Annotated in this window: 19 protein-coding genes; 13 read left to right on the forward strand and 6 right to left on the reverse strand. The window is 70.9% G+C overall.

Annotated features, from left to right (window positions below):
* The first annotated feature begins 132 nt into the window (after positions 1-132).
* The 7 genes from ACFYUZ_RS11030 to pstB all read left to right on the forward strand — a co-directional run bounded on the left by ACFYUZ_RS11030 (position 133) and on the right by pstB (position 8,319).
* Positions 133-2,400: an RNA degradosome polyphosphate kinase gene (locus ACFYUZ_RS11030; protein WP_389307695.1), complete on the forward strand. Its 2,268-nt coding sequence runs from the start codon at positions 133-135 to the stop codon at positions 2,398-2,400.
* The gene (locus ACFYUZ_RS11035; protein WP_389307697.1) at positions 2,387-3,373 is read left to right on the forward strand and encodes a CHAD domain-containing protein; all 987 of its coding nucleotides are present in this window, start codon (positions 2,387-2,389) and stop codon (positions 3,371-3,373) included. The genes ACFYUZ_RS11030 and ACFYUZ_RS11035 overlap by 14 nt, the downstream gene beginning before the upstream one ends.
* A complete protein-coding gene (locus tag ACFYUZ_RS11040) occupies positions 3,370-3,783 on the forward strand; it encodes an NUDIX hydrolase (protein ID WP_389307699.1) in 414 nt (137 codons plus the stop codon). The genes ACFYUZ_RS11035 and ACFYUZ_RS11040 overlap by 4 nt, the downstream gene beginning before the upstream one ends.
* Before the next feature lie 432 nt (positions 3,784-4,215).
* Positions 4,216-5,358: a phosphate ABC transporter substrate-binding protein PstS gene (gene pstS, locus ACFYUZ_RS11045; protein WP_389307700.1), complete on the forward strand. Its 1,143-nt coding sequence runs from the start codon at positions 4,216-4,218 to the stop codon at positions 5,356-5,358.
* Between the two features lie 114 nt (positions 5,359-5,472).
* Positions 5,473-6,447 (forward strand): phosphate ABC transporter permease subunit PstC, encoded by a 975-nt coding sequence (pstC, locus tag ACFYUZ_RS11050; protein ID WP_389307701.1) that lies wholly within the window; start codon positions 5,473-5,475, stop codon positions 6,445-6,447.
* Positions 6,444-7,517, forward strand: coding sequence for a phosphate ABC transporter permease PstA (pstA, locus tag ACFYUZ_RS11055; RefSeq protein WP_389307702.1), 1,074 nt, complete (start codon positions 6,444-6,446; stop codon positions 7,515-7,517). The genes pstC and pstA overlap by 4 nt, the downstream gene beginning before the upstream one ends.
* Positions 7,518-7,542: 25 nt before the next feature.
* Positions 7,543-8,319: a phosphate ABC transporter ATP-binding protein PstB gene (pstB, locus tag ACFYUZ_RS11060; protein WP_389307704.1), complete on the forward strand. Its 777-nt coding sequence runs from the start codon at positions 7,543-7,545 to the stop codon at positions 8,317-8,319.
* 94 nt (positions 8,320-8,413) lie between these two features.
* Here pstB and ACFYUZ_RS11065 read toward each other — a convergent pair whose 3' ends face one another.
* Positions 8,414-9,412: an anion permease gene (locus tag ACFYUZ_RS11065; RefSeq protein ID WP_389307706.1), complete on the reverse strand. Its 999-nt coding sequence runs from the start codon at positions 9,410-9,412 to the stop codon at positions 8,414-8,416.
* Positions 9,413-9,417: 5 nt separating this feature from the next.
* On the reverse strand, positions 9,418-10,038 hold the full coding sequence (locus ACFYUZ_RS11070) for a DUF47 domain-containing protein (protein WP_041130381.1): 621 nt from the start codon (positions 10,036-10,038) through the stop codon (positions 9,418-9,420).
* Positions 10,039-10,232: 194 nt separating this feature from the next.
* Here ACFYUZ_RS11070 and ACFYUZ_RS11075 point away from each other — a divergent pair, with 194 nt between their 5' ends.
* Positions 10,233-10,598, forward strand: a complete 366-nt coding sequence (locus tag ACFYUZ_RS11075) for a metal-sensitive transcriptional regulator (RefSeq protein ID WP_123453933.1) — start codon at positions 10,233-10,235, stop codon at positions 10,596-10,598.
* 25 nt (positions 10,599-10,623) lie between these two features.
* Here ACFYUZ_RS11075 and ACFYUZ_RS11080 read toward each other — a convergent pair whose 3' ends face one another.
* A complete protein-coding gene (locus tag ACFYUZ_RS11080) occupies positions 10,624-10,809 on the reverse strand; it encodes a hypothetical protein (RefSeq protein WP_030694181.1) in 186 nt (61 codons plus the stop codon).
* A 129-nt stretch (positions 10,810-10,938) separates the two neighbouring features.
* Positions 10,939-11,781 carry a hypothetical protein gene (locus ACFYUZ_RS11085; RefSeq protein WP_389307708.1) on the reverse strand — a complete coding sequence of 281 codons (843 nt, stop codon included), beginning with the start codon at positions 11,779-11,781 and terminating at the stop codon, positions 10,939-10,941.
* Positions 11,782-11,873: 92 nt separating this feature from the next.
* Between ACFYUZ_RS11085 and ACFYUZ_RS11090 the strand changes: the two genes are divergently transcribed.
* Positions 11,874-12,065 (forward strand): hypothetical protein, encoded by a 192-nt coding sequence (locus ACFYUZ_RS11090; protein ID WP_389307710.1) that lies wholly within the window; start codon positions 11,874-11,876, stop codon positions 12,063-12,065.
* 21 nt (positions 12,066-12,086) lie between these two features.
* On the opposite strand, the gene ACFYUZ_RS11095 is transcribed toward ACFYUZ_RS11090, so the two are convergent.
* Both ACFYUZ_RS11095 and ACFYUZ_RS11100 read right to left on the reverse strand, forming a co-directional pair.
* Positions 12,087-12,806: a phosphatase PAP2 family protein gene (locus ACFYUZ_RS11095; RefSeq protein ID WP_389307711.1), complete on the reverse strand. Its 720-nt coding sequence runs from the start codon at positions 12,804-12,806 to the stop codon at positions 12,087-12,089.
* Between the two features lie 223 nt (positions 12,807-13,029).
* A complete protein-coding gene (locus tag ACFYUZ_RS11100; RefSeq protein WP_389307713.1) occupies positions 13,030-14,061 on the reverse strand; it encodes an NlpC/P60 family protein in 1,032 nt (343 codons plus the stop codon).
* Positions 14,062-14,394: 333 nt separating this feature from the next.
* Here ACFYUZ_RS11100 and ACFYUZ_RS11105 point away from each other — a divergent pair, with 333 nt between their 5' ends.
* The 4 genes from ACFYUZ_RS11105 to ACFYUZ_RS11120 all read left to right on the forward strand — a co-directional run bounded on the left by ACFYUZ_RS11105 (position 14,395) and on the right by ACFYUZ_RS11120 (position 18,513).
* Positions 14,395-14,703, forward strand: coding sequence for a hypothetical protein (locus ACFYUZ_RS11105; protein WP_024757447.1), 309 nt, complete (start codon positions 14,395-14,397; stop codon positions 14,701-14,703).
* 99 nt (positions 14,704-14,802) lie between these two features.
* The gene (locus ACFYUZ_RS11110; RefSeq protein WP_389307714.1) at positions 14,803-15,642 is read left to right on the forward strand and encodes a hypothetical protein; all 840 of its coding nucleotides are present in this window, start codon (positions 14,803-14,805) and stop codon (positions 15,640-15,642) included.
* Positions 15,632-16,963: a hypothetical protein gene (locus ACFYUZ_RS11115; protein ID WP_389307716.1), complete on the forward strand. Its 1,332-nt coding sequence runs from the start codon at positions 15,632-15,634 to the stop codon at positions 16,961-16,963. Before ACFYUZ_RS11110 ends, ACFYUZ_RS11115 begins: the two co-directional genes overlap by 11 nt.
* Complete coding sequence (locus ACFYUZ_RS11120; RefSeq protein WP_389307718.1) at positions 16,960-18,513, forward strand: SCO6880 family protein; 1,554 nt, start codon at positions 16,960-16,962, stop codon at positions 18,511-18,513. Before ACFYUZ_RS11115 ends, ACFYUZ_RS11120 begins: the two co-directional genes overlap by 4 nt.
* The last annotated feature ends 3 nt before the right edge of the window (positions 18,514-18,516 follow it).

Here is an 18,516-nt window from a genome sequence, read left to right on the forward strand (position 1 = left end):
CGGCCATTCAGACGCGCTTGCGACGCTCACGCAATGCAGCGCTCCGTGTCCGCCCTCCCCAAGGGGAGACTTCCCTCCCCCACGGCCCGCTCCGACGCGCCCGACCACCCCTTCGCGCGGAAGAATGGGGCCATGAGCCAGCAGCCCGCCGAGGTCCCGGTCCAGTCCTCCGCCACGCCGTCCGTCCTGTCGTCCGGAACGCCGTCCACCACGCCGTCCCTCGGTTCCATGACCGCGCACCGCGCGGCCGTGGTGAACGGGGCCGTCGTGACCGACATCGACCCCGACCTGGACTCCGATCCCGACACCTACGAGGACGACGGCGCACTCGGCGACGACCTGCCGCAGGGCCGTTTCCTCGACCGGGAACGCAGCTGGCTCGCGTTCAACGAGCGCGTCCTCGAACTCGCCGAGGACCCGACGACCCCCCTCCTCGAACGAGCGAACTTCCTCGCGATCTTCGCCTCGAACCTCGACGAGTTCTTCATGGTCCGCGTCGCCGGCCTGAAGCGCCGCATCGCCACCGGCGTCGCCACCCGCTCCGCCTCCGGCCTCCAGCCCCGCGAGGTCCTCGACCTCATCTGGACCCGCTCGCGCGAGCTCATGGCCCGGCACGCCGCCTGCTACCAGCAGGACGTCGCCCCGGCCCTCGCCGACGAGGGCATCCACCTGATCCGCTGGCCCGAGCTCACGGAGAAGGAGCAGGCGCGGCTCTTCACCCTCTTCCGCCAGCAGATCTTCCCGGTCCTCACCCCGCTGGCCGTGGACCCGGCCCACCCCTTCCCGTACATCTCCGGCCTCAGCCTCAACCTCGCCGTGGTCGTGCGCAACCCGGTCAGCGGCCACCGCCACTTCGCGCGCGTGAAGGTGCCGCCGCTGCTCTCCCGCTTCCTGGAGGCCTCCCCGCAGCGGTACGTGCCCCTGGAGGACGTCATCGCCGCGCACCTGGAGGAGCTGTTCCCCGGCATGGAGGTGCTCGCGCACCACATGTTCCGGGTGACCAGGAACGAGGACCTGGAGGTCGAGGAGGACGACGCGGAGAACCTGCTCCAGGCCCTGGAGAAGGAGCTCATGCGGCGCCGCTTCGGGCCCCCGGTGCGCCTGGAGGTCGAGGAGTCCATCGACCCGTACGTCCTCGACCTGCTGGTGCGCGAGCTGAAGGTCTCCGACGCCGAGGTCTACCCGCTGCCCGGCCCGCTCGACCTCACCGGCCTCTTCGGGATCGCCGGCCAGGACCGGCCCGAGCTGAAGTACCCGAAGTTCGTCGCCGGCACCCACCGGGACCTCGCCGAGGTCGAGTCGGCGTCCGCGCCCGACATATTCGCCGCGCTGCGCGAGCGGGACGTGCTCCTGCACCACCCGTACGACTCCTTCTCCACGTCCGTGCAGGCCTTCCTGGAGCAGGCCGCGGCCGACCCGGACGTCCTCGCGATCAAGCAGACGCTGTACCGGACCTCCGGCGACTCCCCGATAGTGGACGCCCTCATCGACGCCGCCGAGTCCGGCAAGCAGGTCCTCGTCCTCGTCGAGATCAAGGCCCGCTTCGACGAGCAGGCCAACATCAAGTGGGCACGGAAGCTGGAGGAGGCCGGCTGCCACGTCGTCTACGGCCTCGTCGGCCTGAAGACCCACTGCAAGCTGTCGCTGGTCGTACGGCAGGAGGGCGAGCTCCTGCGCCGCTACTCGCACGTCGGCACCGGCAACTACCACCCGAAGACGGCCCGGCTCTACGAGGACCTGGGCCTGCTCACCGCGGACCCGCAGGTCGGCGCCGACCTCTCCGACCTGTTCAACCGGCTCTCCGGCTACTCCCGCCGCGAGACGTACCGCCGCCTGCTCACCGCCCCCAAGTCCCTGCGGGACGGCCTGGTCTCCCGGATCACCAAGGAGATCGCGCACCACCGCGCGGGACGCCCGGCGTACGTCCGCATCAAGGTCAACTCGATGGTCGACGAGGCCGTCATCGACGCCTGCTACCAGGCCTCCCGGGCCGGCGTCCCCGTCGACATCTGGGTCCGCGGCATCTGCGCCGTCCGCCCCGGCGTCACCGGCCTCTCGGAGAACATCCGGGTCCGCTCGATCCTCGGCCGCTTCCTGGAGCACTCCCGGGTCTTCGCCTTCGGCAACGGCGGCGAACCCGAGGTCTGGTTCGGCAGCGCCGACATGATGCACCGCAACCTGGACCGCCGGATCGAGGCCCTCGTACGGGTCTCCGACCCGGCGCACCGGGCAGCGCTCACCCGGCTCCTGGAGACCGGGATGTCCGACACCACCTCCTCCTGGCACCTCGGCCCCGACGGGAACTGGACGCGGCACGCGACCGACCCCGAGGGCAGGCCCCTGCGGCACGTCCAGGAGATGCTCATCGACGCGCGGAGGCGCCGGCGTGCACAACCCTGACCACTCGCAGGACGTCACGGCGGGCGAGGTCCTGGCCCCCTACCTGCACGCGCGGGCCGCGGACTTCCTCCGCGGCCTGCGCCTGCACACCGAGAGCGGCTCCGACACGGCCGGAGCGGAGGAGGCCGCCCGTACGCTGCGGGGCGCGGCCCGCCGGATCGGCGGCACCCTCCACACCTTCCGGCCGCTGCTCGACACGGCCTGGGCCGACCAGCTGCGCACCGAACTCGCCTGGCTCTCCGGCACGCTGGCCCTGGAACAGGCCTGCACCTCCCGGCTCGTCCGGCTGGTGGACGCACTGTCCCGCCTGTCGAGCGGCGGGGGTCCGGTGCCGGCGGCCAGGGGCACGGAGGGCGGCACGGGCCTCACGGTGGGTGCCGCCCGCGCCGGCGCCCTCCTCGAACGCCAGTTGACCCTGGCCCGCACGCGCGCCCACTCCGCCTCCCTCCAGGCGCTCGGCTCCGCCCGCTTCCACGCGGTCGCCGACGCCGTCGCCCTCCTCGCCTCCGAGGTCCCGCTCGGCCCGGCCGGCGCGGCCCCGGCCATCGAGGTCATCGACGCCCCCGCCGAGCTCGCCGAGCGGCGCCTCCTCGACGCGGTCGCCGCACTCCCCCTCGCCCGGGCGGCCCACCCGTACAACGCCGACGCCCTCGCCCTGGCCGCCGGCGAGAGCCAGGACGCGCCCTGGCACCAGACCCGGCTCCTGCTGCGCCTGCACCGGTACGCCACCGAGGCCCTGCACACCGGCGGCGAACCCGACTCCGTCCTGTACGAGGCGGCCAGGGCCCTGGACCGGCACCGCGACGCGGCGGAGGCCGCGGCGGCCGCCGCCACCGCCGCCCGCACCCCGCGCATCGCCCCCGCCACCGCCTACGCCCTGGGCGTCCTCCACGCCGACCAGCGCCACGAGGTCGAGGCCGCGCGCTTCGCCTTCCAGCGCGCCTGGCGCAGAACGACGGCACCGGTCCCATGAGCACGCCGACCCCCATCCTGGCGGCGGGCTGCGTGCTGTGGCGGCCGGCGATTTCCGGCCAGGGCATCGAGATCGCCCTGGTCCACCGACCGAAGTGGGACGACTGGTCGCACCCCAAGGGCAAACGGAAGCGCGGCGAGACGGCGGAGGCGTGCGCGCTGCGCGAGGTCCTGGAGGAGACGGGCCGGCGCTGCGAGCTCGGCCCGCGCCTGCCGACGGCCCACTACACGGTGGACGGGCGGCCCAAGGAGGTCGCGTACTGGTCGGCCCGGGCGCTGGACGGCGGCTTCGTCCCGACGAGGGAGATCGACGCCCTCGTCTGGCTCCCCCCGTCGACGGCCCGCCACCGCCTCACCCAACCGAGAGACCGAGAACTCCTGGACGTAGCCATGGCCACCACCCACCCCTGACCGACGCGGACCACACCCGCACCCCGGCGCCCCTGACCACCCCAGCCGTGTGGGCAAGCACCCCGCAGGGCGGCTCCCACCCGCCGTGTGGGCCGCACCCCGCTCCGGGGCTCCCGCCCCGCCCGTGTGGGCAATCGTCCCGCTGGGGCGGAACGCCTGCCCACAACGGAGCGGGGCCGGGGCGGGCACCGCCCCGGCAGAGGAAACGCCCACCCGCGACCGCCGCCCGCCCAAGGGCCCCGCACCCGCGCTTCCGGCACGGTTCACTTCCCGTTCACCCTCCCCCGTCGACCGCTTCACCTGTTCTGCCTAATTTCGGCCGTACACGGTGCAAGGAGCACAACGACGCACCGACCAACCGACACACGCCGCCGTAGAACGGTCAGGACACACGGTCCGCGACAAGGCGGCTTCTGGAAGGAACACCCGAAAGTGAAGCTTTCGCGCAAGAACGGGCTTCGCGCCTCCGCGATCGGTGCCCTCGTCGTCTCCGGTGCGCTCGTCCTCTCGGCGTGTGGCTCGGACAACAACACGGAGACCCCGACCAAGGACGGCGGCACCAAGACCTCCGCCGCCGCGTCGAACATCGCGTGTGACGGCGCCAAGGGCCAGCTCCTCGCCGCCGGATCCAGCGCGCAGAAGAACGCGATGGACCTGTGGGTCAAGAACTTCCAGGCCGCGTGCTCCGGCGTCGAGGTCAACTACCAGGCCATCGGCTCCGGCGGCGGCATCACCAAGTTCAACCAGGGCCAGGTCACCTTCGCCGGCTCCGACTCCGCCCTCAAGGACGAAGAGGTCGCCGAGTCGCAGAAGATCTGCAAGGGCGGCAAGGGCATCAACCTGCCGATGGTCGGCGGCCCCATCGCCATCGGCTACAAGCTGGAGGGCGTGGACAACCTGGTCCTGGACGCCCCCACCCTGGCCAAGATCTTCGACACGAAGATCACCAAGTGGAACGACCCGGCGATCTCCAAGCTGAACCCGGGCGCGAAGCTCCCCGACACCACCATCCAGGCCTTCCACCGCTCGGACGAGTCGGGCACCACCCAGAACCTGGGCAAGTACCTCTCGGCCACCGCGAAGGCCGACTGGAAGTACGACCCGAAGACGAAGTCGTGGCCCGCCCCGGGTGGCCAGGCCGCCAACGGCTCCTCCGGTGTCGCCACCGCGGTCAAGGACGCCGAGGGCTCCATCGGCTACTTCGAGCTCTCCTACGCGACGGCCAACAAGATCTCCACGGTCAGCATCAACACCGGTGCCGCCGCCCCGGTCGCCGCCTCCACGGAGAACGCCTCGAAGGCCATCGCCGCCGCCAAGGTCAAGGGCACGGGCAGCGACCTGGCCCTCTCCCTCGACTACACGACCAAGGCCGAGGGCGCCTACCCGCTGACCCTCGTCACGTACGAGATCGCCTGCGACAAGGGCAACAAGGCGGAGACCCTGCCGACCCTGAAGGCGTTCCTCACCTACACCGCCAGCGAGGAGGGCCAGAAGGTCCTCTCCGACGCCGGCTACGCCCCGCTCCCGGCCGAGATCGCGGCCAAGGTCCGCGCGATCGTCCCGACCCTGTCCTGACCCCCGGCCGGGTCCGGCCCCTCACCTCCCGTGGAGGGGCCGGCCCCGGCATCCGGTGCACCGCCGCCAGGGCCCCCGTACTCGCGTACGGGACCCGCAGACCGGAGAAAACCGATGGCTACCACCTCACCCGACATACACAGGAGCCGGAGCGCCAAGAGCGCGACCCGCCCCGGGGACCGCATCTTCAGCGGCCTGTCCCGAGGCTCCGGCATCACCCTCCTCGTGATCATGGCCGCGATCGCGGTCTTCCTGACCTACCGTGCCGTCCTCGCCATCTCGAAGGACAGCACCAGCTTCTTCACCACCTTCGAGTGGAACCCGGCGGGCAGCCCGCCGGTCTTCGGCATCGCCGTCCTCGCCTTCGGCACGCTCGTCTCCTCGGTCATCGCGATGCTCATCGCCGTGCCCGTCGCGATCGGGATCGCCCTCTTCATCTCGCACTACGCGCCGCGCAAGCTGGCCAAGCCGCTCGCGTACGTGGTCGACCTGCTCGCCGCCGTGCCCAGCATCATCTACGGCCTCTGGGGCGCGATCTTCCTCGTCCCGTACCTGGACGGCCTCAACAAGTGGCTCGACCAGTACCTGGGCTGGACGTACGTCTTCGACAAGTCCAGCGACGGCGTCGCCCGCAACCTCTTCACCGTGGGCATCCTGCTGGCGATCATGATCCTGCCGATCATCACCAACGTGACCCGCGAGGTCTTCCTCCAGGTCCCGCGGATGCACGAGGAAGCCGCCCTCGCCCTCGGCGCCACGCGCTGGGAGGTCATCCGCATGTCGGTGCTGCCCTTCGGCCGCTCCGGCATCATCTCCGCCTCCATGCTGGGCCTCGGCCGCGCGCTCGGCGAGACGATGGCCGTCGCCGTCGTCCTCTCCCCCAGCTTCGTGCTCTCGGGCCACCTGCTCGACCCGGGCGGCGGCACCTTCGCCCAGAACATCGCCGCGAAGTTCAACGAGGCCAACGAGTTCGGCCGGGACGCGCTGATCGCCTCCGGTCTCGTCCTCTTCGTCATCACCCTGCTGGTCAACGGCGCCGCCCGCTGGATCATCGGCCGCCGCAAGGAGTACTCGGGGGCCGCGGCATGAGCCACGCCATACAGGAACGTCCGGTCTCGGTGGCCCCGCGCCGCGGGTCCCTCTCCCACGCCCGGCTCCCCCGCTGGACCCCGGCCGCCGTCGCCGCGGGCTCGATCGCCGCGGGCATCGGCATCGGCCTCGCCGCCGGCTGGCACAGCAAGGTCCAGTGGGGCCTGATCTCCGCGCTGCTCTTCGTCCTCGTCACCTTCGCCGTGACCACCAAGGTCGAGGGCCGCCGCCAGGCCAAGGACCGCGTCGCGACCAGCCTCGTCTGGGTCTGCTTCGTCCTCGCCGTCGTCCCGCTGCTCTCCCTCGCCTGGGTCACGATCAGCAAGGGCCTGGAAGCCCTCAGCCCGTACTTCCTGACCCACTCGATGAACGGCGTCCTCGACGCCGAGGAGGGCGGCGGCGTCTACCACGCGCTGCTCGGCACCATCGAGCAGGTCGGCATCGCGACGCTGATCGCCGCGCCCATCGGCCTCCTCACCGCCGTCTACCTCGTCGAGTACGGCGGCGGAAAGCTGGCCCACGCCGTCACCTTCTTCGTCGACGTCATGACGGGCATCCCGTCGATCGTCGCCGGCCTCTTCATCCTCGCCACCTGGAACCTGATCCTGGGCTTCGGCCCCTCCGGTTTCGCCGGCGCGATGGCCCTCGCCATCCTGATGATGCCGGTCGTGGTCCGCTCCACCGAGGAGATGCTCAAGCTCGTCCCGAACGAGCTCCGCGAGGCCTCCCTCGCCCTCGGCATCCCCAAGTGGCGCACCATCCTGAAGGTGGTCCTGCCCACCGCGATCGGCGGCATCACCACGGGCGTCATGCTCGCGGTCGCCCGCATCACCGGTGAGACGGCCCCGGTCCTGCTCCTCGTGTTCGGTACGAAGCTCATCAACCCGAACCCCTTCGAAGGCGCCCAGTCCTCCCTGCCGCTCTACGTGTACGAGCAGTACGCGGTCGGCACCGACGCCGCCGTGGCCCGCGCCTGGGCCGCCGCGCTCGTCCTGATCGCCTTCGTCATGATCCTCAACCTGGTGGCCCGCGGCATCGCCCGCTGGAAGGCCCCGAAGACCGGCCGCTGACCGCGGTAAATTGGAAGTGATTCACATGGCCAAGCGAATCGACGTCAGCGGCCTCTCCGCCTACTACGGCGCCCACAAGGCGATCGACGACATCTCGATGACCGTCGAGCCCCGCTCCGTGACGGCCTTCATCGGCCCCTCCGGCTGCGGCAAGTCCACCTTCCTGCGCACCCTGAACCGCATGCACGAGGTCACCCCCGGCGGTCGCGTCGAGGGCAAGGTGATGCTGGACGACGAGAACCTGTACGGGGCGAACGTCGACCCCGTCGCCGTGCGCCGCACGGTCGGCATGGTCTTCCAGCGCCCGAACCCCTTCCCCACCATGTCGATCTTCGACAACGTGGCGGCGGGCCTGCGCCTCAACGGCAAGTACAAGAAGTCGCAGCTCAGCGACATCGTCGAGCGGTCCCTCAAGGGCGCCAACCTCTGGAACGAGGTCAAGGACCGCCTCAACAAGCCGGGCTCCGGCCTCTCCGGCGGCCAGCAGCAGCGTCTGTGCATCGCCCGCGCGATCGCGGTCGAGCCGGACGTCCTGCTGATGGACGAGCCCTGCTCGGCCCTCGACCCGATCTCCACCCTCGCCATCGAGGACCTGATCGGCGAGCTGAAGGAGCGCTTCACGATCGTCATCGTGACGCACAACATGCAGCAGGCCGCCCGCGTCTCGGACCGTACGGCCTTCTTCAACCTGGCGGCCGTCGGCCAGCCCGGCAAGCTGATCGAGCTGGACGACACCGAGCGCATCTTCTCCAACCCGAGCGTCCAGGCGACCGAGGACTACATCTCCGGCCGCTTCGGATAAGACCCGTCTTGTGGTGCTGCATGGCGGTGCCACCGCAAGACGAAGGGCCCGGCTCCCCCACGGGGGAGCCGGGCCCGACCACGTCCGGAGGGTCCTACCCGAAGATCAGCTGCACGACGTAGTAGCTCACCGCGGCGACGATCGCCGCCGCCGGCATCGTGATGAACCAGCCGAGGACGATGTTCTTGGCGACGCCCCAGCGGACCGCGTTGACGCGCTTGGTGGCGCCCACGCCCATGATCGCCGAGGTGATGACGTGGGTCGTGGAGATCGGCGCCTTGAAGATGAAGGCGGTGACGAACATGATCGACGCGCCCGTCGTCTCCGCGGCGAAGCCCTGCGGCGGGTCCAGCTCGATGATCTTGCGGCCGAGGGTCCGCATGATCCGCCAGCCGCCCGCGTACGTACCGAGCGAGAGCATCACGGCGCAGGCGAACTTCACCCACACCGGGATCGGCGCGTCCGCGCTCTGCACGTCGCCGATGACCAGGGCCATCACCACGATGCCCATCGTCTTCTGCGCGTCCTGGAGGCCGTGGCCGAGCGCCATGCCGGCCGCCGAGACGGTCTGCGCGATGCGGAAGCCGCGCTTGGCCTTGTGCGGGTTCGCCTTGCGGAACATCCACAGGATCGCGGTCATCACCAGGTAACCGGCGATCAGGCCGACGACCGGGGAGAGGAACATCGGGATGACAACCTTCTCCAGGACGCCCGACCAGATGACCTCCGTGCCACCCGCGAGCGCCGCGCCCACCATGCCGCCGAAGAGCGCGTGCGAGGAGGACGAGGGAAGACCGAAGTACCAGGTGACCAGGTTCCAGACGATCGCGCCGAGCAACGCGGCGAAGAGGATGCCCATCCCCGAATTGCCCGTCGGCGTCTCGATCAGACCCTTGCTGACGGTGTGCGCGACGCCGCTGCCGAGGAAGGCGCCCGCCAGGTTCATGACCGCCGCCATCGCCAGCGCCGCCCGGGGGGTCAGCGCCCGGGTCGACACCGAGGTGGCGATGGCGTTGGCGGAGTCGTGGAAGCCGTTCGTATACGTGAAGCCGAGCGCGACCCCGATGGTCACGATCAGAGCGAAGGTGTCCACGAAGCTCAGGACTCCTTGACCGCGATGGTCTCCACCGTGTTGGCCACGTGCTCGAAGGCGTCGGCCGCCTCCTCCAGCACGTCCACGACCTGCTTGAGCTTCAGCACCTCGATGGCGTCGTACTTGCCGTTGAAGAGGTGGGCGAGCAGCTTGCGGTGGATCTGGTCCGCCTGGTTCTCGAGGCGGTTGACCTCGATCCAGTACTCGGTGAGGTTGGACATCGTCCGCAGGTTCGGCATGGCCTCGGCGGTCAGCTCCGCGGCCCGGGCCAGGACCTCGATCTGCTGCTCGACACCCTTGGGGAGCTCTTCGATGTTGTAGAGGACGACCAGGTCGACGGCCTCTTCCATGAAGTCCATGATGTCGTCGAGGGACGACGCGAGGGAGTAGATGTCCTCGCGGTCGAACGGCGTGATGAAGGAGGAGTTCAGCTGGTGGAAGATCGCGTGGGTGGCGTCGTCACCGGCGTGCTCCGCTGCCCGCATCCGCTCCGCGATCTCGGCCCGGGCGGAAGGCTCCGCTCCGAGCAGTTCCATCAGGAGCTTGGAGCCCGTGACGATGTTGTCCGCGGACGCGGCGAACATGTCGTAGAAGCTCGTCTCCCTGGGGGTCAGACGAAATCGCACGTGAGGTCCTCGGGTGTGCTGGGTTTCGGTCAGGCTGATGCTAGGCGCATCATCCGGCCACGGCTAACCGGCGTCTCTCAGTGTCGCCCATCAGGCACAGTGAACTGCACGGGCCCCCGCCCGGATCGGCGGGGATCGGTACCATATACCCACGAGGGGTATACACCCCCTTTTCTGGACAACGGGAGGACGCGATGACGACCACCGAGGCGGACCAGGTCACCCCCGAGGCCGTCGGGGCCGTCGAGCCGGCCGACCACGCGCACGGGCACGACCACGGCGTGCACGGATACCACAAGCAGAAGGACGAGCACCTCAAGCGGCTGCGCCGGATCGAGGGCCAGATCCGCGGCCTCCAGCGGATGGTCGACGAGGACGTCTACTGCATCGACATACTCACGCAGGTGTCGGCCTCGACGAAGGCCCTCCAGTCCTTCGCCCTCCAGCTCCTGGAGGAGCACCTGCGGCACTGCGTCGCGGACGCGGCGGCCACCGGCACGGGCATCGACGAGAAGGTCGAGGAGGCCACGAAGGCCATCGCCCGCATGATGCGCACCTGAGCCGGGCGGGGCGGGGCCGTGTCCGTCAGAGTTCCTCCGCGGCCCGCTCCGCCGCCACCCGCAGCACCTCGTCGATCCGGTCGGCGCTGAGCCGCTCCCCGTCCGCGGCCGACGCCGCGATGATCAGCTCGCCGCAGAGCTCGATCTCCGCGAGGGCGACGCGGTCCGGGTCTGCGGGCACGGTTGCTGTACCGGGCGGGGCCACGCGCATCCACCTCTTCCTGCCGGCGTCGGTCTCCCAGCGGTCTCCCAGCGTAGGTACGGCGACGCGTAGGGCACATGACACGTCTGGACCATTTGCCGATGGTCCGTACCGCTGCTCCGTGCCGCCACGGCCGGGTCAGGCCTCGATCTTCCCCGCGTAGATGTCCCGGCGGTCCGGCAGCGTCACCTCGACGGGGACCCCGAAGCCGTACAGCAGGGTCGTCGAGGCGACCGCGACCGTCCGGCCCTGGTTGCTGAAGCTGAACTGGTGGCGCACCTTCCGCAGCCGCCCCTCGCCGTCGAGGTACGCGTCGAAGGGCACCGTGTCCTTGGCGAACCCTTTCGCCGCCGCGGCGAGCACCCCGCGCAGCTGCGGCGAGGCGGCCCGGGCGGCGTGCGCGATGTCGGCGACGCCCCGGTAGTGGCCGACTTTCACCCCTGCCAGATCGACCTCGCCGAGGTACGTGACCTCGCGGGCGCCCCGCAGCAGCTCCGCCGCGGCGGCCGGGTCGGTGGCACCGTTGGTGACGAAGTTCCCGTCGTCGAGGGCGGTGGTGTCGATGCGGACCCACTTGTCGGCGGGCACTCCGGCACCCCTGTTCTTCATGTAGAGCGCGCCGGGGATGAGGAGCTCGGTGATCGGCCGGTGCTCGCTCGCCCCCGCCGGGTCCTTCGGCAGCAGCACCTGGAGCCGCCCGGTGCGGCGCCGGAAGTCGTAGCCGCCCTCGCCGCGGATGGTGACCCGGGTCCCGCCGGCGGCCATCTCCATGGAGGTGCTCGCCTTGGAGGTGCCGGCCCTCGCCAGGACGTCGGCGGCGTTCCGTACGGCGAGGGCGGAGTCGGCGGCCGCCGCCTTCGGGTCCTGGGGGGCGGCGCAGCCCGTGACCGCCGCGGTCCCGACGAGGGAGCCGACCAGGACGGCGGCGGCGAACGCCCCGCTCCCGAAGCCCTGCGGACGCCCGTACCGCTGCACCACCATCGCCGCCAACCCCCAACGCCTCACCGCTGTTCGCCCGGCACCGCCCTTCCCGGGGCCCGCGGGCCCGGGGACACCCGATCCGCATAACGACGGTGGGGGCGTGCCGTCACGCGCAGTACGGTGGTGGGGTGCACGCGCAGGCTTCCTCCCACACCACCACGACGACGGAGCGCGGATCGTTCGCGCTGGCACGGTGCAGTTGCGGCTGGACGGGACCGGCCCGCAGATCCCGCGACAAGGCCCGCACGGACGCGGCGGAACACCTGCGGGCGAGCAACTCCTAGGACCGGGCCCCCGGATCGGCCCTACGCGGCGAGGTCGTTCCGGCCGGTGTCGGCGGTGCCGCCGAGCCGGGTCTCGGGGATGCCGACGGTCTCGTGGCGGCGCGCCGCGTCGCCCCGGCGGGAGCGGACGAGCCGGGCGCCGCGGCCGGAGCGGGCGACGGCGGAGACGACGGGCGTCAGCAGGGCGAGCGCGACCGGGGCGAGGAGCAGCGCCACGGCCGTGCCCAGGGCGAAGCCGCCGATGACGTCGGTCGGGTAGTGGACGCCCATGTAGACCCGGGCGAAGCCCTCGGCGAGGGCGAGGGCGATGGCGGCGAGGCCGAACCGGCGGTGGGCGACGAAGAGGCCGACGCCGAGCGCCATCGTCAGCGTGGCGTGGTCGCTGACGAAGGAGAAGTCCGTCTTCCCGTCGACGAGGACCTCCAGACCCTGGTGGTCCCTGAAGGGTCTGGGGCGCTCGACGAAGCCGCGGATGGGGATGTTGACCAGGAGGGCGATTCCGGCCGCCAGCGGGGCCCACACGAGCCCGGCGACGGCCGAGACGGAGTCGGTGAGGGTGCCGCGCCTGCGGACGCTCCACCAGCACCAGAGCACGACGAGGACCATCGCGAGCACGATCCCGTACTCGCCGACGAACTCCATGACGCGGTCGAACCACGGCGGAGCGGCCTTGGCCAGCCCGTTGATGTCGTAGAGCAGGCCGACATCGGGGTTCGAGCCGTCCGATGCGAGTCCAGCCATCTGCTGCGGCCCCTTGCTCTCGTGTCTGGTTTCCAACCCCCGTGGTCAGAGCGGTCGGATCAGGGAACGAACCGCCTGAGGCGTACGTTCCGCTCTCTCCGGTGGATCATGCCGACGTTATCGAAGAGTGACGGCCCGCCGCAGCCCAGGGCCCGCGCATGACGGAGAGTTCCAGCCATGCCCGATACGCCCCGAAGGCCGTCCGACGCCCCGTCTGCCTCCCTCAGGCCTGCGGGAGATGGGTGGGCAGCGCCGCCGCGCCCTCCTGGGTGACCCGGGTGGCCCCGAAGTAGTCCGGGGTGTCGATCCGGTCGAAGCGGATCACTGCCCCGGTGCGCGGCGCGTCGATCATGTAGCCGCCGCCGACGTAGATGCCGACGTGCCGGATGGCCCGGGAGTTGGTCAGGTCGTCCGAGAAGAACACGAGGTCGCCCGGGAGCAGCTCGTCCCGGCCCGGGTGCGGACCGGCGTTGTACTGGTCGTTGGCGACGCGCGGCAGCTGCACGCCGACGCTGTCGTACGCGGCCTGGGTGAGCCCGGAGCAGTCGAAGCGCCCGTTCTGCGCGGCCGTGCCCGTACCGCCCCAGAGATACGGGGTGCCCAGCTTCTGCTGCGCGTAGTGGATGGCGGCCGCGGCCTGCTGCGAGGGCGCGACCCGGCCCACCGGCCGGGCGAAGCTCTTCTCCAGGGACCGGATGATGCGGACGTAGTTCTGCGTCTCGCTGATGGGCGGCACCCCGCCGTGCCTGATGACCCGGTACGCGCCCGCGTTGTACGCGGCCAGCATGTTGTTCGCCGGGTCCCCGGGGACGTCCTTCACGTAGCCGGCGAGTTCGCAGTCGTACGAGGCGGCCGACGGAATGGCGTCCTGCGGGTCCCAGATGTCCCGGTCCCCGTCCCCGTCGCCGTCGATGCCGTGCCCGGCCCAGGTGCCGGGGATGAACTGGGCGATGCCCCGGGCGTCGGCCGGGGAGACCGCTCGCGGGTTCCAGCCGCTCTCCTGGTAGAGCTGGGCGGCGAGCAGCGCCGGGTTGATGGCGGGGCACAGGTTCCCCCACCGCTGCACGAGCCCCTGGTAGAGGGCGGGGACGGAGCCCTTCGCGAGGGCCACGGCACCGTTCTTGGCACCCGCGCCACCGGCGATGCCGGCCGCCGCGGAGTACGTGCCGACCACGAGCAGGGCGACGAGACCGAGACAGACCCCCAGCCCCCCGCCGGCCCACCACCAGGCCTTGCCAGCCCTACGCACCGTCAACCACCCCTCGGTTCATGGCAGTACGCCCGGGCGGTCAGTCTAGGCGCCGAGGCACCGCGAGGGGATGGCGTCTGACGCGGCCCCAAGAGTGCAACAACGACAATCATTGCCCGGAGTCACTCTCCGTGATACACAGAGTGACCATACGCTTCTTCGCATGGAAACCGGCCACACCACCGCAGGTCAAGACGGTCAGACCGGTCAAGTGTGCGGGGATCGGGTAAAGAGAGCCGCCAAGCCGTCACACGTGGGCGGTTTCATCAGCGAAGATAGGGCGATGACCCATGCCGTCCGGCAAGGGCGCACAAGTACCCAACAGGGGCGGTGAGTTATATGTACCTGGCGGCCGAAAAGGGCGACATCACCACCATCATCGGTGGAATCGCCCCCAACTGGGGACCTTTCGGGAGCCTGGGCAACGAGGCCAAGGTGATGATCGAGGTCGTGATGGCCGTGGCCATCCTGCTCTGCCTCGGCATCGCCATCTGGGGAGCGGCCAAGCAGCGCATCGGCGCGACCGCCCTCCGGGACACGTTCAGCGCGGAACAGGGCAAGGGCCTCATCGTCGCCGGCCTGACCGGCGTCTTCATCATCGGATCGCTGGGGACGCTGTTCACCATCGTGTACGGGATGGCCGTCTGATCTCCCGTCGGACCCGACCTTCCTGAGAATGCGTTCCCTGATGCCCAGTCATGTTGAAGCACGGCCGTACCCGCGAACGAGTGAGGGGGCGTACCCGGCATGAGTCCCGGCGACGAGCACGACAGCTTCGGCGGCGTGGGCGGCTCGGGCCAGACCCGGACCCGCCTGCCCGAGGGCAACAGCGGCGACGTCTACGGCGGCGCCCGCCGCCCCGTCCGCAGCTCCCGATCCCTCATCACGGTCGTGGGCGTGGTGGTCCTCCTCATCGCCGCGATCGCCTTCGCCAACCGCGGCGGCGGCGAACCGGCGGACGCGGCCGGCGCCCGCTCCGGCACACCGGACAGGACCGCCCCCACCGCCGCGACGGGCGTCCGCCCGGTCACCGGCAAGAACGGCGCGATCCCCACGGGCTACAGCCACGACGACCAGGGCGCACAGAGCGCGGCGACGAACTACGCGGTGGCGCTGGGGTCGGCGGAGATGTTCAGCGCCTCGACGCGGAACGAGATCGTGCACACCGTGTACGCGCCCGCCGTGGCCGCCGCCCGTCAGAGCGACCTCGACAAGGTCTACGCCGACAAGGGGTTCCTCAGCCGGATCGGTCTCCAGGACGACGGCTCCGCCCCGCAGGGCATGACGTTCATCTCCCGCACCGTCCCCGTGGGAGCGAGGGTCGACAGCTACACGGACGACAGGGCCACGGTGTCGGTCTGGTACTCGTCCCTCTTCGGCATGGCCGGCGAGGGTTCCAAGAACCCCGTCTCCGAGGCCTGGTACACCGGCTCGTACGAGCTGCAGTGGGTCGACGGCGACTGGAAGGTCACCGGCTTCGACCAGAAGGAGGGTCCGGTGCCCGTCGGCCGGGACCAGCGGGCGTCCACGGCGGAGGAGATGAGCGACGCGGTCGGTCAGTTCGGAGGCTTCACCTATGCCCGGTAAGCACCTCCCGCGCCTCGCCAGGATCGCCGCTGCGCTCGGCGCGGCACAGACGGCCGTCGTGCTCTTCGCCGGCCGCGCCCTCGCCGCCCCCACACCCACGCCAACTCCCGGCCCGACCGGCAGCAACAACCCCTGCGACCTGATCCGCGGCCCCGCACGGGACTACTGCGAGAACGGCCGTGCCGGAACCGGCGGCGGAGCCGGCAAAACCCCCGTCACCGACCCCACCACCGCCCTCGACCCCCTCACCTCCCTCTCCCGCGGCTTCGCCGACGCCGCCATCAAGGTCGTCGACGAGCTCTCCAAGGCCGTCAAGGCGACCGCCGACGTCGACTTCACCAACATGCAGTTCCTCGGCCGCTACGCGATCGTCTTCGCCGCCGCCACCTTCCTCACCCTCCTCCTCTGGCTCCTCGCCGTCGCCAAGCGGGCCGTCCGCGGCGTCCCCCTCACCACGGCCCTCTCGGAAGCCATCGGCTTCCTCTGGCTGACGGTCCTCGCCTCCGCGTTCACGCCCCTGATCCTCTACACCGTCGTCAACGCCACCGACGCCATCACCGAGGTCATCGCCTCCGGCACCGGCGAGCAGACCGACATCTTCTTCGGCAGCTTCAAGGAGGCCCTCCAGAAGGGCGACAGCATCGGTGGCGGCCCCATCATGCTGATCATCGTGTCCCTGGTGACCGTCCTCGCCGCCGGCGTGCTCTACCTGGAGCTGTTCCTCCGCGCCGTCCTGCTGTACGTCGGCGCGCTCCTCGGCGTCGTCGTCTACTCCGGCCTCGTCGACAAGAACATGTGGGGCCACGTCCGCCGCTGGGCCGGCATCATGATCGCGATCATCCTGGTCAAGCCGGTCATCGTGATCGTCCTCGGCCTCGCCGGCGCGCTCTCCTCCGGCACCGGCCCCGACTCGGTCTCCGCCGTCGTCTCCGGCCTGTCGATCATCCTGCTGGCCATCTTCGCCTCCGCGATGATCTACCGCTTCGTCCCCGGCTTCGGCGACGAGATCGCCGCCTCCCGCGACAACCGCCTCCACCGCGCCGGCGAGAACGCGGCCGCGGCCGTCATCTCCTCCCCCGCGTCCCTCGTCTCCCAGGGCATCAAGACCCACAGCACCCGCGACAGCGGCGGCGGCCAGTCCCAGGGCTCCGCCCCCCGCCCCGCCAACCCCGTCTCCGGCGGCATGGCCGCGCACAGCAGCCGCGGCGGAGGCGGTGGCGCCGGCGGCACCGGCGGCTCGACGCCCCCGCCCCGTAGCAGCAGTCCCACCGCGGGTACCCCGCACAGCAACCGCAAGAACTCTGGAGGTGCAGGGCGTTGACGACCCAGTCCCAGCCGGTCGCGCCCCGTCGCACGTATCTCGTCGGCCGTGCCCGGCCGAACGCGATCGTCGGCAAGAACCGCGAGACCGGCGAGATCGCCCTGATCATCGTCGGCGCCTTCCTCGGCATGATGAGCGGACTCCTCGTCCCCCTCCTCCCCCTGCGGATCGTCCTCCTCGCGGGCCTGCCCATGCTCGCGATCGCCGCCGTGTACCTCCCGTACAAGCACCGCACGTTCTACAAGTGGTTCGAGATCAACCGCAGCTACAAACGGATGCTCAAGCGCGGCACGACCTACCGCTCCGTCGCCCACGAGGCCGGCACCCGCCTCGACGGCCGCGAGGTCGAGATCGGCCCGCCCCCCGGCATCGGCAACGTCGGCTGGCTCGCAGCCCCCTTCGGCCCGGACGAGATCGCCGTCCTCCTGCACGCCGACCGCCGCACCGTCACCGCCGCCATCGAGATCGAGGGCCCCGGCGTCGGCCTGCGCGACAGCGAGGACCAGGAGGCCCTCGTCGACCGCTTCGGCACCCTCCTCAAGCACGTGGCCAACGGCGACGGCTTCGTCACCCGCCTCCAGATGCTCGCCCGCACCCTCCCCGCCGACCCCGACGCGCACGCCAAGGACGTCGGCCAGCGCGGCGACCCGCACGCGCCCGCGTGGCTCCAGGAGTCGTACGACCAGCTCCAGTCGATGGTCTCCACCTCCAGCGAGCAGCACCGCGCCTACCTCGTCGCCTGCATGCACTACACCCGCGAGCTCGCCGCCGAGGCCAACGCCATGGCCCGCGCCGCCCGCCACGCCTCCGGCGCCCGCAAGCTCGACCGCGACGCCGGCCTCGCCGTCGTCATGGCCCGCGAGCTCACCGACATCTGCGCCCGCCTCGCCGAGGCCGACATCCGCGTCCGCCAGCCCCTCGGCCAGTCCCGGCTCGCGTCCCTCGTGCACTCCATGTACGACCCGGACCACCCCATCGACCACATCCAGGCCATGACGAAACGAAACGCTTGGCCCGCCGAGCTGGACGCGATGGAACCGACGTACCTCCAGGCCAAGACCCGCGAGTCCTCCACCCGCGCCCCCTGGTGCCACGCCACCGCCTGGGTCAAGGAGTGGCCGATGACCCCCGTCGGCGTCAACTTCCTCGCCCCGCTCCTCGTCCACACCCCGGACGTCATCCGCACGGTCGCCGTCACCATGGACCTGGAGCCCACCGAGGTCGCCATCGAGCGCATGCTCACCGAGAAGACCAACGACGAGGCCGACGCCAGCCGCGCCGCCAAGATGAACCGCACGGTCGACCCCCGCGACATCGCCGCCCACGGACGACTCGACCAGCGGGGTGAAGATCTCGCCAGCGGCGCGGCAGGAGTGAACCTCGTCGGGTACATCACGGTGTCGTCGCGTTCGCCCGAGGCCCTCGCCCGGGACAAGCGCACGATCAGGGCCTCCGCCGGCAAGTCGTACCTGAAGCTGGAGTGGTGCGACCGCGAGCACCACCGGGCCTTTGTGAACACCTTGCCGTTCGCGACCGGCATCCGCCGCTAGGGC

The organism is Streptomyces sp. NPDC004266 (assembly GCF_042874095.1).
Lineage (GTDB): Bacteria > Actinomycetota > Actinomycetes > Streptomycetales > Streptomycetaceae > Streptomyces.

Bases quoted from the DNA above. Each gene is read 5' to 3' on its own strand.
- ACFYUZ_RS11110 (WP_389307714.1), top strand. From the start codon at position 14,803: ATGAGTCCCGGCGACGAGCACGACAGCTTCGGCGGCGTGGGCGGCTCG.
- ACFYUZ_RS11105 (WP_024757447.1), top strand. From the start codon at position 14,395: ATGTACCTGGCGGCCGAAAAGGGCGACATCACCACCATCATCGGTGGA.
- ACFYUZ_RS11075 (WP_123453933.1), top strand. From the start codon at position 10,233: ATGACGACCACCGAGGCGGACCAGGTCACCCCCGAGGCCGTCGGGGCC.
- ACFYUZ_RS11080 (WP_030694181.1), bottom strand. From the start codon at position 10,809: ATGCGCGTGGCCCCGCCCGGTACAGCAACCGTGCCCGCAGACCCGGAC.
- ACFYUZ_RS11085 (WP_389307708.1), bottom strand. From the start codon at position 11,781: ATGGTGGTGCAGCGGTACGGGCGTCCGCAGGGCTTCGGGAGCGGGGCG.
- ACFYUZ_RS11095 (WP_389307711.1), bottom strand. From the start codon at position 12,806: ATGGCTGGACTCGCATCGGACGGCTCGAACCCCGATGTCGGCCTGCTC.
- pstB (WP_389307704.1), top strand. From the start codon at position 7,543: ATGGCCAAGCGAATCGACGTCAGCGGCCTCTCCGCCTACTACGGCGCC.
- pstC (WP_389307701.1), top strand. From the start codon at position 5,473: ATGGCTACCACCTCACCCGACATACACAGGAGCCGGAGCGCCAAGAGC.
- ACFYUZ_RS11040 (WP_389307699.1), top strand. From the start codon at position 3,370: ATGAGCACGCCGACCCCCATCCTGGCGGCGGGCTGCGTGCTGTGGCGG.
- ACFYUZ_RS11030 (WP_389307695.1), top strand. From the start codon at position 133: ATGAGCCAGCAGCCCGCCGAGGTCCCGGTCCAGTCCTCCGCCACGCCG.
- ACFYUZ_RS11115 (WP_389307716.1), top strand. From the start codon at position 15,632: ATGCCCGGTAAGCACCTCCCGCGCCTCGCCAGGATCGCCGCTGCGCTC.
- pstA (WP_389307702.1), top strand. From the start codon at position 6,444: ATGAGCCACGCCATACAGGAACGTCCGGTCTCGGTGGCCCCGCGCCGC.